Genomic DNA, 13,965 nt, shown 5'->3' on the forward strand with positions numbered 1-13,965 from the left:
GAAAAAGTGGCCTAAGCCACTTTTTCGACACGCTCAAGCCGGCCGCTTGGGCGGCCGGCTCTTCTGGCGCGGAAGGCGATGGGGCTTTTACTGTTTTTTGGGCAGCTGGATGCCGCAGACCTGCACATCCACCCGGGCCACTTTGATGCCGGCCATAGATTCGATGGCGGTCTTCACATTTTTCTGCAGATTGCCTGCGGTTTCGGTGACCGAGCTGCCATATTTGAGAATGACGCTGCATTCCACCACACAACCCTGAACTTCCTCGTCAAAACGGATCTTGACGCCCCGAGGCGTACTGCCCTTGCGGCCGCTGAACATCTCGGTGATCTCCGCCCCCACGGTGGAAGCGGCCGCCGCCACGCCTTCGGTCTCGGTGACGGCAATGGTGGCGATGGAAGCCAACACATCCTCAGAAATCTTTATATTGCCATCGGCGATCTCTCCGGCGCAGGGCCAGTACTCCTTTACATCGCTCATGTCTCATTCCTCCTCGGATGAATATGTACAATATATTGTACCCTATCCGGGGCCTTCATGCAAGAGAAATCAGGCGGTTTCAATAATTTTGATCACATCGGCGGCAAAATCGGTTTCACTCATGACGATGTCCCTTATTTTGGCCACATCCTCTTCCCCCAGGCTGTTTTCGGTTTTCTGCACGATCACATTGACCCCTTCTTCGTTGATGAAGGTGACGCAGTCGGCAAATCCCTTGGCCACCACCAGGTTTTCGATGCGGGCCTCTTTCACGGCGTTTTCCGCCATGGTGGCAATGGAGGCCTCGGCCTGCTCCTTGGACTGGGCGTCAGCAGAAGGATTCTCACTGGTCTGCTTGAAAATGCTCACCGCCTCGTCTCTGGCCTGCTGCCGGGAAAGCCGGGCCTGAGAGAAATAGTCGGAAGCGGCCGTGGTCTCGCCCTCTGGCTGCTCTTTCTCTCCCGAAGCGGTTTCCAGAGGCTCCTCGCCGCTTTCGGTCTTATCCACCAGCTGGCTCTCTCCCAGGATCTTGTTGTCGTCGGTCTGGCTGGTTTGCATTGTCTCCCCTCCTTCTCCGCCCCGCTGATAGCTCCAGTTGAGATAGACCGCCACGCAGAGCATGAGGGCGATCACCGAATAAATCGCGCTTTTTCTTTTGATGACCATACCGTGCTTCCTCCTACTGTTTCATTTTGGAAATTTTGATGTGATCGGAGGTGATCCCCGTCAGCGAGCGAATGGCCTGGGTGATTTCCAGACACACCCTGGGGTCGTCGGCCCCGTCGCACAGGACCACCGCTCCCTGGTATTCCGGACCGCTGACGCTAGACACCACCGGGCTTTCTTCCCCACCCTGACTGATGACCACCAGCTCTTTCTGCTCTTCTCTCCCGAACTGGGCCTCACCTCCATCTTCCCTGGTGCTGCTGTTATAGGCATAGTTTTGCCGGCTTCCCTGGCGAAGGGTGAGAAGCACCTCCACCCGGCCCACTCCCTCCATCTTGCCCAGGAGACGGGCCAGCTGCTCTTCCAAAGCATCGGGGGCGGCTTCTTCCCAAAGGACGCCTGACCCTTCCGCTTCCGTTTGCTTTGCTGTCCCTCCCCCGCCGGAAGGCCACAGGGCCAGCACCAACCCTATGCAGCACACCAGCAGGACATACTTATATCTATCAAAGGCCTTCCGGATATATTCCGGCATCGTCCATTTCTTCTCCATGTCCCTCTCCTTCTCCGATGATGACCTGCTCTCCTGCAAGCCCCAGGCTTTCCTCTGCCAAACGGCGCAGGGTCTCCTTTTCCCGGGCACTGAGGGAAGCCGCCGGGAGAATTTCTGCCTTCTTTACCGAAAAAACGCCCTCTTCGTCGATCTCCCCTTCCACTACGGCCCGGCACGAGATCCCTTGATCCAGGGCACGGCTCTCCAGATATTCCTCCGCCTGGGTGCAGATCAGCTCCTTCTGGCTCTCCCACCCTTCTTCCAGACCTCTTTGGGCGGCCTGTTCCATGGTTTCCTTCTGGGGAAAGGACCAATCCATCCCGGTTTTCATCTGGGGCAGCGCACCGAAAATGGTGATGACCATCAGACAGGCGCAGCACAGGCGCATGGTGTTTTCCTGGCTGCTTCCCTTCACCAGGGTCATGCCCAGGGCCGAAAGCATTCCGCAGAGAAAAAGCCGCCGGGCCAGAAACAGAATATTCTCCATCATGTGCCATTCACCACCGCCGTACACACCACCATGGAAATGAACACCAGGGCGCAGCAACTGCCCAGCAGCCCCAGGGCCATGGCATAGGCATCCCCCACGCCGTCCAGCATCCGGGAGACTGTGCCGCCGGAAAAGGAATGGCCCAAAGCAGCCATCGCCTTATAAACCAGAGAAAAGCACAGACAGCGGATAAAGGGAGACAGGCAAACGGCCACTGCCGCAATCATGCCAAAGACCCCCACCCCGTTTTTCAGCACCCGTGCGCCGGTGAGCAGGGTGTCGGAGGCGTCGGACAAAATAGAACCCAGCACCGGCACCACCCCGGAAATGGTCACCCGGGCCGCTTTCACCGCTGCGGCGTCGGCCCCGGAGGACATGACGCCGGACATGGTGATATACATGGTAAAGCCGATGAGCAGAATTTTGAATGAGGCAAAACACAGCCACCGGAGAAAACCCGCCGCCTTTTGCAAGGTGGGGTTTTCGCTCATCAGCCCTGCGGCCCACAAAATGATGAACAGCCGGATGGCGGGAAACACCAGGTTCTTTCCCAAAGAGAGCAGAAGTCCCGCCCCCATCAGCGTGGCGCTGGAGGCCATCACCGAAGATACCGGATTGCCCGAGGCTGCCATGGCTGACACAAAAGCAGGCATCATCCCTTTGAGCAAGGCGTCCATTTCCTCCAAAGCTTCCTGGCAGGCGGTGAGCAGGCTCCCTGTGCCCGCTAGGGCGATAAGGGCCACGGCGCACACCCCTGCCATGGACAAAAGGTTTCCCGGCAGGGTAATGCCCGAGGCTCCTGCAAAACTCTGCCCCAGCCCCAGAAGCACGCACACCGCCAAAATGGACAGCGATGCCTTGCAGGACTCCCGCAGATGCTGCCGCCACAGCCCCACCCCTTTTTCCAGCAGGGAGCGACCGGAGGAGGACACCATGGAATCCCCCAGATCGGTGGTAACTTCCTGCACGCTTTCCGGCATCTGATCCCGCACCTCTTCCAGCCCTGCTCCCCGCACCGGCAGAATCAGCAAAGGCAGAAGAAGCAGCAAAAGGCACAGTTTTTTCATGGCTCCTCCCTTCTTTTTCAGATGGCTCCCAAAAGCCCCAGGGCCTGTTTCACCAAGGGCAGAGCGCACAAAAGGCCGCAGACGGCGCCACACAGCTCCACCTGAGCGGCCAGGGCCCGGTTTCCGTTGTCCCGGCACAGTTCCGATGTCAGCCGGGTGCAGATGGCCACCGCCATCACCTTGCCCAAAGGCAGCAGTTCCCCCTGGGAGAGCCCGGCCTGGGCGGCCAGGTTTCCCGCCGCCGAAACCAGGGCGGAAAGCTGGGGAATGAGCCAGAATAACAGCAGCATACAGGCGCAAAGAGCGGTGAGAAGCGCCATCTGAGGGCTGTACCGGTGAAGGAATACCGCCAGCACCAGAGCCACCAGGGCCAGTGCTGCGCTTTTGATCACAAGCTCCATATTTAAAACCCAAAGACATTTTTGATGGTTTCAAACAGCTGGCCGATCTGCTGGACGATGATCATCAGCACCACGATCAGCCCGGCCAGGGTAGTGAGCATGGCCTGTTCCTCCCGCCCGGAGCGGATGAGCAGCTGGCCCAGCACCGCCACAATGATGCCGATGGCTGCCACTTTGAAAATCAGATCGATCTGCATGGTTTTCTCTCCTGTTTTTTCAGATCACCAGCAGCGCCAGAGCGATACCGGCGGAAAATCCTGCGGCCCGGGCGATCCGGCCCCGGCTGCTTACTTCCTGCTCCGCCGCCAGAAGATTGCGCTCCAGCCGCTTCTGGCACTGGGCGATGGCCTGCACCTGGATATCTCCGTAGTAGCGGCCCAGGACCGGCCCCAGAGCGGCCAGCTCCCGCAGATCGCCGCCCTCCAGCCCCCAATCCCCCTGGAAAAGAGCCTTTCGGTAGAGCATGGCCAGATCTTCTCCCGGTTCCTTGTCCAAAAGGCGGCAGAATTCCTCCCAGAACCGTCCCCCGGCCCCTCGGGTTTCCCGGGCGCAAAGAGCTGCGGCCCGGGGCAAGGGCGTCCGCTTTTCTCCGATCTCACTGGAGAGCAATGTCAGCCCGTCCACAAAGGACCGGATGGCTGACGCTCTTTTGGCCAAGAGAAAGCTGGTCAAGTATCCAGCCGCCCCCAAGCCTCCGGTAATGAGCAGCGCTCCCAACACTTTCAGCATTTGCACTGTCCTCCTTTCGGATGGCATAGACTTCATAGACCCGCTTCCCTTCCCGGGAAACAATGCGCACCAGGCGGGAAAAGACCCCTTCCTCCACCAACCTGCGATAGGCCGGACGGCGCCACAGATCTTCCGGTTCCTTGCCGTGGGCCGTGGCCAGAAAACCGCAGCCGCAGCCCCGGGCCAGCAGCATCGCGCCGCAGTCTTCCGTTCCGGTGATCTCATCCAAAGCGATCCACTGCGGCCCCATGGCCCGCACCATGGCCTCCATGGCCGGTCCCTTGGGGCAGCCGGTGAGAATGTCGGTCTGGCTCCCCACATCGTATTGGGGCACCCCTTCCCGGCAGGCCGCCACCTCTCCCCGCTCATCCACCAAAGATACGCTGCCTTCCTCCGAATAAAGCTTCACCAGCTCCCGCAGCAAAGTGGTTTTGCCCCCTCCCGGCGGCGAAAGCACCAGTACACTTTGCAGCTGGCCTTCTTCTGTGAGGCAGGGGCGCAGAGGTTGGGCCAAGTGAGGCACCTGCCGGGCCAGGCGAAGATTTGCGCTGGAATACCGGCGGAAAGCGGTGATCTCTCCCCGATCTCCCAGAATACCCTCGCCGCACACGCCCAGACGGCATCCTCCCGGCAAAGGCACATAGCCCTGGGTGATCTGGGGTGCGTAGGTATGCACCGAATAGCTGGTGCACCGGGCCAGCAGATGATCCAGGTCCCCGGCCGTCACCTCTGCCGGCTCTCCGCCCCGGGGCAGCGTGACCCATTTTCCTTTTGCCCGGGCCAGAAAGGGCTGTCCGGCCCGCAGACGCAGTTCTTCGCAGGTAAGCCTTTCTCCTTCGTCCAGGGTATCCGCGGCCCGGGCCAGATTCTGAGGCAGAAGCCCCAGCACCATCTGAAACAGATCTTTCCTTTGTTTTTCCTCTTTCATTCCGTGTCCCTCCCATAAGAAGATATACGGCTCGTCCTCCCGTTTTAGAACCCCTTGTCCTTTTGGCAAAAGAAAAAGCCCGCCGGGGAACCCGGCGGGCGAGAGCGCGTCGAAAAAGTGGCTTAGGCCACTTTTTCGAATTTTTGCAAGGGGCGGCGTGCACGCCTTTGGCGCACACTTGCCCCTTGAGAAGTGCAAAAAGCCACGCACAGGTCGCGGCTTTTTGCGGATTGATAGGGGTAGGGCGGACGACCCTTTTCGTTATATAAGTTTTTCGACAGTCTGAAGCCCGCCGGGGAACCCGGCGGGCGAGTATGTCGAGAAAGTGGCAAAAGCGTTAATTCAAAAACAGACGAAAGAAATAGGGAATAGAGCAAATGACGATGGCGCCTACAAGGCAAACGGTGACGACAAATATTGCTTTTTCCCGTTCCTCTTTTTTCATTTGGTTTCTCCTTGTTCGGTCAGAGCCTCTGGCGGCAGCATCTGAAGAAATTCCTCTTCGGACAAAACGGGCACGCCCAAAGACAAGGCCTTCTCCAGTTTGGAGCCTGCTTCCTCCCCGGCCAGCACATAGCTGGTCTTTTTGGACACCGAGGAGGATGCCTTCCCTCCCAGGCTTTCAATGAGCTTTTGCCCCTGGGAGCGGGAGAAATGACGCAGGGTGCCGGTGAGCACAAAGGTCTTTCCGGCGAACAGATCCCCTACCTGAGTCTGGGGCTGGGTAAAGTTGACCCCCGCTTCCTCCAGCCGATGGATCAGATGCTGTCCCTGCTGGGAATGAATCCACTGATGCAGGCTGATAGCGGTCTTGCCTCCGATGTCCCGTACGGCGGTCAGTTCTTCCACAGTGGCTGCTTCCAGCTTTTCCATGGTGGGGAAGTGCCGGGCCAACACCTGAGCGGTCTTCTGGCCCACATGGCGGATGCCAAAGGCATAAAGCACCCGCTCCAGGGGATTTTCCTTGCTCTTTTCCAGCTGGGACAGCAGATTTTCCGCCGATTTGTCCCCCATTCCTTCCAGGGCGGCCACATCCTCCTTTTTCAGGAAGTACAGATCGGCCTGGGAGCGGATCAGCCCATTTCTTAGCAAACTGTGAACGATGGCCGGGCCCAGGCCCTCGATGTCCATGGCGTCCCGGCTGGCAAAGTGGGTGATGTTCCGGGCCAACTGGGCGGGACACTCGGCGCCGGTGCAGCGGACGGCGGCTTCCTCCGGGTCCTCCAGCACCGGGGCGCCGCACACCGGGCAAGTCTCCGGCATATGGAACTCCGGCAGTTCCCCTTCCCGCTTCTCCCGCACCACTTCCAGCACTTCAGGGATGATCTCCCCGGCCTTCCGCACCCGGACGATGTCCCCGATGCGGATGTCCTTGCTTTTGATAAAATCCCGGTTGTGCAGCGTGGCCCGGCTGACGGTGGTTCCGGCCAGGCGCACCGGCTCCAGCACGGCGTTGGGAGTGAGCACCCCGGTGCGTCCCACCTGGATGGTGATATCCAGCAGCCGGGTCTCCTTCACCTCTGGAGGATATTTGTAGGCCACCGCCCAGCGGGGAGCCTTGGCCGTGCTGCCCAACTCCTCCCGATAGGCCAGCTGGTCTACCTTGATAACGATGCCATCGATACCAAAAGACAGCTTGTCCCGCTCTTCTCCGGCCTTTTCGATGAATCGGATCACTTCATCCATGGAACCGGTGCGCAGTCTGGGCTCCACCACCGGGAAGCCCAGGGCCAAAAGACTTTCCAGGGAGTCATAGTGGCTCCCGAAGCCCGCCTCCTGGGCATTTTGCAGGTTGAAGCACAGGATGCGCAGGCCGCGCTTTGCGGCCACCGCCGGATCCAGCTGACGGAGGGAGCCGGCCGCCGCATTCCGGGGATTGGCAAACAGAGGCTGTTCCTCTTCTTCCCGCAGGGCGTTGAGCCGCTGGAAGGCCTCAAAGGGCATATACACCTCTCCCCGCACCACCAGCCGGGGGATGGATGTATCGATCTTCAACGGGATGCTGTGAATGGTGCGCAGATTTTGGGTGATATCCTCCCCCACCACTCCATTGCCCCGGGTGGCTCCCTGATAAAAAAGCCCATCCCGGTAATCCAGGGCCACCGAAAGGCCGTCGATCTTCACTTCCACCGAATAGAGGGCCTGGGGGAACTGCTCCTTGATCTTCCGGTCAAAGTCCCACAGTTCCTCATAGAAAAACACATCCTGCAAACTCTCCATGGGGTAATCGTGGCGCACCTCGTCAAACCCCTCCAAAGGTTCGCCGCCGATGCGCTGGGTGGGAGAATCGGCTCTGGCCCACTGGGGATACTCCTGCTCCAGCTGGCGCAGCTGACGGGACAGAGCGTCATATTCAAAATCGGAGATCTCCGGGGCATCCTCTTCGTAATATTTTTTGGCATGAACAATCAGCTCATCGGTGAGCCGATCCATTTGTTCCTTGACGGTCATGGCATTTCCTCCGTCCCAGAGGATCAGGGCGCCTGATCCCCTTTGTTTTTCAAAAGAGAATAATCCTGCAGCAAGTTTTCTCCCTGGGTGTCCAGGTAAGTATAGCTGTCGGGCACATTGCCGATGAGCACAGTCTCGGCCACCGAGATCTGGCTGCTCACCGTCAGAGTGGTCTCGGAGCCGGGAGCCAGCACATTGAGCTCCACTTCCGCTTCAATGACCACCTGATGCCGGGTCTGGTTGATGCCCGCATTGGTAAAGACGCTGACGAAGTCTGCATTGGCGCTGCCCAGGGGAATCATCCGCAATGGGATCTTCGGTCCCCGGCCATAGAGCAGATCCATACCGGTGGCATTGCCCAGGGGGATGCGGATCACCGCGGCCGCCGCATCGTTTAGTTTCTGCGACACCCGGGCAATCATACGGGATTTCATGGTGTTGACCTTGACCACATCGGTCTGCACCGCCAGTATCTGCCCGAACTGATCCTTTTCAAACCGGACCAGGTCCTGGTATTCCTCCCCGTTTTCCTCCAGTTCCTGGCTGATGGCCTGGTTGATGGCCTGGGTGGCCAGATACCGGGCCCGGGCCTGGCCCCATTCCCGGATCTGAGGGCGCAGCTGAAGATCCATGAGCAAAAAAGCCAGGGCCGCAAAAGTGCTCAGAGCCAACAAGGCCGCCAGACGGGCATTGCCCTTGTGCTGCACATAAAAAAAGATCTGACGCCGGGGGCGTCTTCTCCTCTGGCCCATTTCCTCGCCTCCCCCTGATTGGCCTTAAGCCATTCTATGCGTTTTTTCAGGGGAAAGTACCAAAAAAGGGCGTGGGGCTTATCCCCACGCCCTGTCAGGCAAATCAATGGACCCTATCAGGTCTTATTCGGCGTCGTTCTCCTCGGCCTCCACCTCTTCGGGCTCGGTGTTGGAAGCGTCCAGCAGAGCGCGGATGCTCAGGGAGATCTTCTTCTTCTCGCTGTCGATGTCGGTGATCTTGGCATTGACAGTCTCGCCGATGGTCAGCACCTCTTCGGGCTTGCCGATGCGGCGGTCAGCGATCTGGGAAATGTGGATCAGGCCGTCCACGCCGGGCAGAACCTCAGCAAAGGCGCCGAAGGGCATGAACTTGACGATCTTCACAGGAACCACATCGCCCACATTGTAGTTGGACTCGAACTTGGTCCAGGGGTTGTCCTCGGCCTTCTTGTAGCCCAGGGAGATCTTCTTCTTCTCCTTGTCCAGAGCGATGACATACACCTCAACGGTCTGGCCGATCTTCAGCACATCAGAGGGATGCTTCACACGGGACCAGCTCAGCTCGGAGATATGGATCATGCCGTCCACACCGCCGATGTCCACAAAGGCGCCATAGGAGGTGAAGGACTTGACAGTGCCGGTGTACACCGAACCCACTTCGATCTCTTCCCAGATCTTAGCAGCAGCTTCCCGGCGGGCTTCCATGAGAGGAGCCTTGATGGAGCCGACCACGCGGCGGCGGGGACGGGTCACTTCGGTGATGCGCACCTTCTGATGGGTCTTGACCATCTGGGACAGGTCGGCTTCCCGGGGCAGGCCGGTCTGGCTGGCGGGGATAAAGACCCGGATGCCCAGCACATTGGCGATAACGCCGCCCTTGTTCACATCGGTGATGACGCAGTCATAGACTTCGCCGGTCTCCACAGCCTTCTCCAAAACTTCCCAGTTCTTCACAGCGTCCAGGCGCTTCTTGGACAGCATGATGGTGCCTTCCTGGTCGTTGACGCGCATGACATAGGCTTCGATCTCGTCGCCGATGTGGATGTTGTCAGCGATCACATAGTTGGGGTCGTCGCTCAGCTCAGTGGTGGGGATGTAGCCGGCCTGCTTGACGCCCAGGTCCACATGGATGTCCGTGGGGTTGATCTGTGTGATAACGCCCGTCACCTTTTCTCCTGTATGTAAAGTTTTCAGAGTCTGCTCCAGCAGCTCAGCGAAGCTTTCTGTTTCCTGGATGTTCATTTCGTCAGTCATCTTGTCATATACCTCCTTAATTATCAGATCTGGCGTGGACGCACCGGCGGCGATGGCAATCGCTTGTTTCCCGCGGCCATACCCTTCAGGAATCCCTTTGGCGTTTTCCACGAAAAGGGTATCGGGGCATACCTGGAGGCAGATTTCGTAGAGCCTGCGCGAATTGCTGCTCGTCTGGTCGCCGATAACGATCACAAGGTCAGATCCGGATGCCAGGGTGCGCGCCTCTTTCTGGCGTTCATCCGTAGCATTACATATTGTATCAAAGATGTTGATGCTTTTACAAGCGTTTTTTAATATTTTTGTGCAATTTACAAAAATTTCACGATTGAAGGTGGTTTGAGACACCACCGATACAGCTATTTGACTGTTTTTTTCTGCCCACTCCTCTGCCTGGGCCGGGTTTTCCAGTATCGTGCAGCTTTTGCACCGGGAAGCAATGCCCAGAACCTCGGGATGTTTTCCCGCGCCGATGAGCAGAATATGCCGTCCCTTCTCGCTCTCTTCCTCCACGATCCGGTGAATACGCCCCACATGGGGACAGGTGGCGTCCTCCAGCTGGCAGCCTTTTTCCAGAAGCCGCCGCTGCTGCTCCAGAGTGATGCCATGGGCCCGCACTACCACAGCGGCCCCGTCGGGGATGCTCTCAATGTCCTCCCGGGAAAAGATGCCCTTCCCCTCAAGCTGCTCCACGACGAATTTGTTGTGAATCAAAGGCCCGGCGGTATACACCTTCTGCCCTTTTCCACCTAGGCTTTCGGCCTTTTCAATGGCCCGTCGCACGCCGTAACAGTATCCGGCGTTTTTGGCCACAGTGATCTTAGCCACGAGGTGTTGCCTCCCCCCGGCTTTTGCCGATCTCCCAGATCTTCTCCATGATCTGGTCGGCGCCCTTTTTGTAAGGGTCGTGCTCTCCTTTTTCCGGCTTGGGCAGGTAGAAGGGATCGCCGAAGGTGACGGTGCAGCCCCGGAAGGCCTTCCGGCCAGGGGTGATGTACACCGGCAGCACCGGGCTTCCTGTGCGGACGGCCATCATGGCAGCGCCGCTTTTGGCCTCTCCGCTCATTCCTTCCTTCACCCGGGTGCCCTCAGGGAAAATAATCAGCTTCTGTCCCTGTTTCAGCACAGTCAGGGCTTTTTTGATGGCCATCAGGTCGGCCTTGCCCCGATCCACGGGAAATGCGCCCATATAAGTGAAGAACCACCGGGCGATGGGATTGCGGAACAACTCGGACTTGCCGATGATGGCCGGCCGGTTCCCATTCAGGAACAGAGCCAGAAACAGCACCACTGCATCCACCCGGGCGGTGTGGTTGCCGCAAACCACTGCGGCCCCTTCCGGGATCTTTTCCGCCCCCTTCACCTTGAGCCGGTAAATGGGAAGCAGGGCAAAATACACCACATACACAATGAGATTATACAGCATGGCCGGTTTTCTCCCTTATGATTTTTTTCAGCTCACACAGTGTCTCTTCCAGGTTGTATTCCGTGCTGTTGAAGAGCACGGCGTCCTCCGCCGGACGAAGGGGAGCCGCCGCCCGGGTGGTATCCTTTTCGTCCCGCCGGAGCAGATCCTGATAAACCTGCTCATAGGAGATCTGCTCCCCTTTTTCCAGCAGTTCCCGATGACGGCGGCGGGCCCGCTCTTCCGCCGTGGCGGTGAGGAAAATCTTCACCTGGGCCTGGGGCAAAATCACCGTGCCGATGTCCCGGCCGTCCATCACCACATCGTTTTCCTCCGCCAGGCGCCGCTGCAGCCCCAGAAGGAACTGACGCACCGGCGGCAGAGCCGACACCAGGGAGGCATATCGGGAAATTTCCTCGGTACGGATCCGTTCCGACACATTCTCCCCATTGAGGAAGATCTGCTGGAAGCCCCCTTCATAGCGGATGTCGATGGAAATGCCGCAGAGCATCCCTTCCAGCCGGTGAATGTTCTCCTCTTTCAGCCCGGCCCTTTGGGCAAACAGGCCGATGGCCCGGTACATGGCCCCGGTGTCCACATAAACGAATTGAAGCTGCTGGGCCAGCAACCGGGCCATGGTGCTTTTTCCCGCTCCCGAAGGGCCGTCAATGGCCACATTGATGGTTTCTTTCCCCATATCTTATCTCTCCTCTCCCTGGGCCATTCCGGCGGCATGGCCGGTGGACCAGGCGATCTGCAAATTAAAGCCGCCGGTGTAAGCGTCCACATCCATCACTTCCCCGGCAAAGTAAAGACCCGGCACCAATTTGGATTCCATGGTGCGGGGGTCGATTTCCTTCACTTTCACCCCGCCGGAAGTGACGATGGCCTCTTCCATAGGGCCTGCATCAACCACTGTCAAGCGGAAAGCCTTTATAGCCTCACAAAGGCGTTCCCGCTCTCCTTTTGTGATCTCATGCACCTTTTTCCGCCCGTCGATACCCGAGCGCTCCACCACCACCGGGATGAGTTTGTGGGGCAAAAGCTCACCTAGGGCATTGATAAAGTCCCGGTTGATGTTCTTTTCAAAATCCCGCAGCACACGCTTGTCCAGAGTCTCTCTGTCCAGGGCCGGCTTCAGGTCGATGAACAGATCAAATTCCTCTTCCGGCAGTTTCCGGCAGATGTGGGCCGAAGCGCTGAGAATCACCGGCCCCGACACCCCCTGGGAGGTAAAGACCATCTCTCCGAAATCCTCATAGATCTTCTTTTTCCCCTTGCGGATGGACACCTGCACATTCCGCAGGGAAAGTCCCTCCAGCCGGGCCGGGTCTTTTTCCCGGGTGCGCAGCCAGATCAGGGAGGGCCGAGGCTTTTCTACCATGTGCCCCAGGCTCTGGGCCATCCGGAAACCGTCTCCGTCTGAGCCGGTGGTGGGATAGGAGAGGCCCCCCGTGGCCACAATGACACTCTGGGCCGTCAGACGCTCCCCTTTGGCCGTCAGCACCCCGGAGACTTTTCCTTCTTCTGTTAAAATCTCCTTAGCCCGGGCGGAAATGACCCTCACGCCCAGACGGTGCATCCGGTCCCGCAAAGCGCCGCTCACATCCCTGGCCCGGTCGCTCACCGGAAAGACCCGCTGACCCCGTTCGGTTTTCAGCGGCACGCCCAGTTCTTCAAAAAAGGCCATGGCATCCTGGGAAGTGAAGCCATGAAAGGCACTGAACAGAAACCGGCCATTGCGGGGCACATTGCGGATCAAGGTGTCCACATCGCAGTCGTTTGTCACATTGCACCGGCCTTTGCCGGTGATATTCAGCTTGGTGCCCGGCCCTCTGCCCTTTTCCAGCACGGTGACCTTACAGCCCTGCTGAGCGGCCCAGATGGCCGCCATCATGCCGGCCGCTCCGGCACCGATGACCAAAACCTCTTTCATCGGTCTTCCTCCCGCAGCAGATACCGGGGAAGCTCGTCCACCAGACGCAGCCGCTTTTCCGCTTTGTCATCGCTGCGGACGATGAGGCACACCAGAGTGTTGAGCAAAGTGAGCAGCGGGGCCAGAGACCCGGCGGCTCCATAATCGCCGCATTCGGCGCTGAGGTTGATATCCGCCATGGCCGCCGTCTCCGACTCGGGGCCCTCGCTGACAGTGATGATGCAGGCATCCCGCTCCTGGGCGTATTCCAGCAGCATCCGGGTCTGCTCGGTATGCCGGGGCAGGCTGATGCAAAACAGCAGATCGCTGCCGCCGATGGCGGCAATGGAAGTGAGCGGGTCCTCCCCCGTCTGATTGACCACGCACACGCTGCCCAGCAAAGTGCGCAGATAGGAACCCAGGTACACCGCCCCGCACTGGCAGGCCCCCTGGCCGTATATGTAGATCTTGGAGGCAAATTGCAGCCGGGTGCACACATTCTTCAGCCCATCAGAGCTGTTGACCGCCAGTGTCTTTTTGATGTTCAGGGTGTCGGCCTGGGCCAGGCTTTCAAACACCGAGGAATCGGAGAGCTCCTCGCTGTTCAAAAGCTCGAATTTTTCCAAAGCGGTGATCCGGTATTTCAGTTCATTCTGGAGCGCGTCGTGAAAGGCGGTGAAGCTCTCATACCCCAGGGCCCAGGCAAAACGCACCACGGTGGACTGGCTCACCCCCGAGGCTGCGGCGATCTCTGCCGCCGTCATGAAAGCGGCTTTGTCGCAGTAGCTGAGGATGAACTGAGACAATACCTTTTGGTTTTTGGTGAAATCCCCGAAGGATTCGTTGATGGCGTCGTTGATTCGTTTCATTCTCTTTT

16 protein-coding genes are annotated in these 13,965 nt (G+C 58.7%); all 16 read right to left on the bottom strand.

Annotation, left to right across the window (positions count from 1 at the left end; all coding sequences use genetic code 11):
* Window positions 1-87: 87 nt before the first annotated feature.
* Entirely contained in the window at window positions 88-480 is a 393-nt protein-coding gene (locus KQI26_RS10565) for an Asp23/Gls24 family envelope stress response protein (protein WP_118425985.1), read from the bottom strand.
* 69 nt (window positions 481-549) lie between these two features.
* Window positions 550-1,146, bottom strand: a complete 597-nt coding sequence (locus KQI26_RS10570; RefSeq protein ID WP_216504387.1) for a SpoIIIAH-like family protein — start codon at window positions 1,144-1,146, stop codon at window positions 550-552.
* Between the two features lie 13 nt (window positions 1,147-1,159).
* Entirely contained in the window at window positions 1,160-1,696 is a 537-nt protein-coding gene (locus KQI26_RS10575) for a hypothetical protein (RefSeq protein ID WP_216504388.1), read from the bottom strand.
* Complete coding sequence (locus tag KQI26_RS10580; protein WP_118746866.1) at window positions 1,650-2,186, bottom strand: hypothetical protein; 537 nt, start codon at window positions 2,184-2,186, stop codon at window positions 1,650-1,652. Before KQI26_RS10580 ends, KQI26_RS10575 begins: the two co-directional genes overlap by 47 nt.
* On the bottom strand, window positions 2,183-3,253 hold the full coding sequence (locus tag KQI26_RS10585) for a stage III sporulation protein AE (RefSeq protein ID WP_216504389.1): 1,071 nt from the start codon (window positions 3,251-3,253) through the stop codon (window positions 2,183-2,185). Before KQI26_RS10585 ends, KQI26_RS10580 begins: the two co-directional genes overlap by 4 nt.
* Before the next feature lie 17 nt (window positions 3,254-3,270).
* Window positions 3,271-3,654 carry a stage III sporulation AC/AD family protein gene (locus KQI26_RS10590; RefSeq protein WP_216504390.1) on the bottom strand — a complete coding sequence of 128 codons (384 nt, stop codon included), beginning with the start codon at window positions 3,652-3,654 and terminating at the stop codon, window positions 3,271-3,273.
* A gap of 2 nt (window positions 3,655-3,656) precedes the next feature.
* Window positions 3,657-3,851: a stage III sporulation protein AC gene (gene spoIIIAC / locus KQI26_RS10595; RefSeq protein WP_118425974.1), complete on the bottom strand. Its 195-nt coding sequence runs from the start codon at window positions 3,849-3,851 to the stop codon at window positions 3,657-3,659.
* A gap of 19 nt (window positions 3,852-3,870) precedes the next feature.
* Complete coding sequence (locus KQI26_RS10600; protein WP_253292798.1) at window positions 3,871-4,344, bottom strand: stage III sporulation protein AB; 474 nt, start codon at window positions 4,342-4,344, stop codon at window positions 3,871-3,873.
* The gene (locus KQI26_RS15360) at window positions 4,250-5,311 is read right to left on the bottom strand and encodes a stage III sporulation protein AB (RefSeq protein ID WP_253292797.1); all 1,062 of its coding nucleotides are present in this window, start codon (window positions 5,309-5,311) and stop codon (window positions 4,250-4,252) included. The genes KQI26_RS10600 and KQI26_RS15360 overlap by 95 nt, the downstream gene beginning before the upstream one ends.
* Window positions 5,312-5,752: 441 nt before the next feature.
* On the bottom strand, window positions 5,753-7,762 hold the full coding sequence (ligA, locus tag KQI26_RS10605; RefSeq protein ID WP_216504391.1) for an NAD-dependent DNA ligase LigA: 2,010 nt from the start codon (window positions 7,760-7,762) through the stop codon (window positions 5,753-5,755).
* 23 nt (window positions 7,763-7,785) lie between these two features.
* On the bottom strand, window positions 7,786-8,514 hold the full coding sequence (gene yunB / locus KQI26_RS10610) for a sporulation protein YunB (RefSeq protein ID WP_216504392.1): 729 nt from the start codon (window positions 8,512-8,514) through the stop codon (window positions 7,786-7,788).
* Window positions 8,515-8,637: 123 nt separating this feature from the next.
* Entirely contained in the window at window positions 8,638-10,596 is a 1,959-nt protein-coding gene (locus KQI26_RS10615; RefSeq protein ID WP_118746860.1) for a bifunctional 4-hydroxy-3-methylbut-2-enyl diphosphate reductase/30S ribosomal protein S1, read from the bottom strand.
* Window positions 10,589-11,194, bottom strand: a complete 606-nt coding sequence (locus KQI26_RS10620) for a 1-acyl-sn-glycerol-3-phosphate acyltransferase (RefSeq protein WP_216504393.1) — start codon at window positions 11,192-11,194, stop codon at window positions 10,589-10,591. Before KQI26_RS10620 ends, KQI26_RS10615 begins: the two co-directional genes overlap by 8 nt.
* Window positions 11,184-11,870 carry a (d)CMP kinase gene (gene cmk / locus KQI26_RS10625; protein ID WP_216504394.1) on the bottom strand — a complete coding sequence of 229 codons (687 nt, stop codon included), beginning with the start codon at window positions 11,868-11,870 and terminating at the stop codon, window positions 11,184-11,186. Before cmk ends, KQI26_RS10620 begins: the two co-directional genes overlap by 11 nt.
* 3 nt (window positions 11,871-11,873) lie before the next feature.
* Complete coding sequence (locus KQI26_RS10630) at window positions 11,874-13,109, bottom strand: NAD(P)/FAD-dependent oxidoreductase (protein WP_216504395.1); 1,236 nt, start codon at window positions 13,107-13,109, stop codon at window positions 11,874-11,876.
* The gene (locus KQI26_RS10635; RefSeq protein ID WP_118746856.1) at window positions 13,106-13,957 is read right to left on the bottom strand and encodes a MurR/RpiR family transcriptional regulator; all 852 of its coding nucleotides are present in this window, start codon (window positions 13,955-13,957) and stop codon (window positions 13,106-13,108) included. The genes KQI26_RS10630 and KQI26_RS10635 overlap by 4 nt, the downstream gene beginning before the upstream one ends.
* Between the last annotated feature and the right edge of the window lie 8 nt (window positions 13,958-13,965).

Origin of the sequence: Intestinimonas sp. MSJ-38, from assembly GCF_018917925.1 — a bacterium.
Lineage (GTDB): Bacteria > Bacillota > Clostridia > Oscillospirales > Butyricicoccaceae > Pseudobutyricicoccus.

Bases quoted from the DNA above. Each gene is read 5' to 3' on its own strand.
- KQI26_RS10565 (WP_118425985.1), bottom strand. From the start codon at position 480: ATGAGCGATGTAAAGGAGTACTGGCCCTGCGCCGGAGAGATCGCCGAT.
- KQI26_RS10570 (WP_216504387.1), bottom strand. From the start codon at position 1,146: ATGGTCATCAAAAGAAAAAGCGCGATTTATTCGGTGATCGCCCTCATG.
- KQI26_RS10575 (WP_216504388.1), bottom strand. From the start codon at position 1,696: ATGGAGAAGAAATGGACGATGCCGGAATATATCCGGAAGGCCTTTGAT.
- KQI26_RS10580 (WP_118746866.1), bottom strand. From the start codon at position 2,186: ATGATGGAGAATATTCTGTTTCTGGCCCGGCGGCTTTTTCTCTGCGGA.
- KQI26_RS10585 (WP_216504389.1), bottom strand. From the start codon at position 3,253: ATGAAAAAACTGTGCCTTTTGCTGCTTCTTCTGCCTTTGCTGATTCTG.
- KQI26_RS10590 (WP_216504390.1), bottom strand. From the start codon at position 3,654: ATGGAGCTTGTGATCAAAAGCGCAGCACTGGCCCTGGTGGCTCTGGTG.
- spoIIIAC (WP_118425974.1), bottom strand. From the start codon at position 3,851: ATGCAGATCGATCTGATTTTCAAAGTGGCAGCCATCGGCATCATTGTG.
- KQI26_RS15360 (WP_253292797.1), bottom strand. From the start codon at position 5,311: ATGAAAGAGGAAAAACAAAGGAAAGATCTGTTTCAGATGGTGCTGGGG.
- ligA (WP_216504391.1), bottom strand. From the start codon at position 7,762: ATGACCGTCAAGGAACAAATGGATCGGCTCACCGATGAGCTGATTGTT.
- yunB (WP_216504392.1), bottom strand. From the start codon at position 8,514: ATGGGCCAGAGGAGAAGACGCCCCCGGCGTCAGATCTTTTTTTATGTG.
- KQI26_RS10620 (WP_216504393.1), bottom strand. From the start codon at position 11,194: ATGCTGTATAATCTCATTGTGTATGTGGTGTATTTTGCCCTGCTTCCC.
- cmk (WP_216504394.1), bottom strand. From the start codon at position 11,870: ATGGGGAAAGAAACCATCAATGTGGCCATTGACGGCCCTTCGGGAGCG.
- KQI26_RS10630 (WP_216504395.1), bottom strand. From the start codon at position 13,109: ATGAAAGAGGTTTTGGTCATCGGTGCCGGAGCGGCCGGCATGATGGCG.
- KQI26_RS10635 (WP_118746856.1), bottom strand. From the start codon at position 13,957: ATGAAACGAATCAACGACGCCATCAACGAATCCTTCGGGGATTTCACC.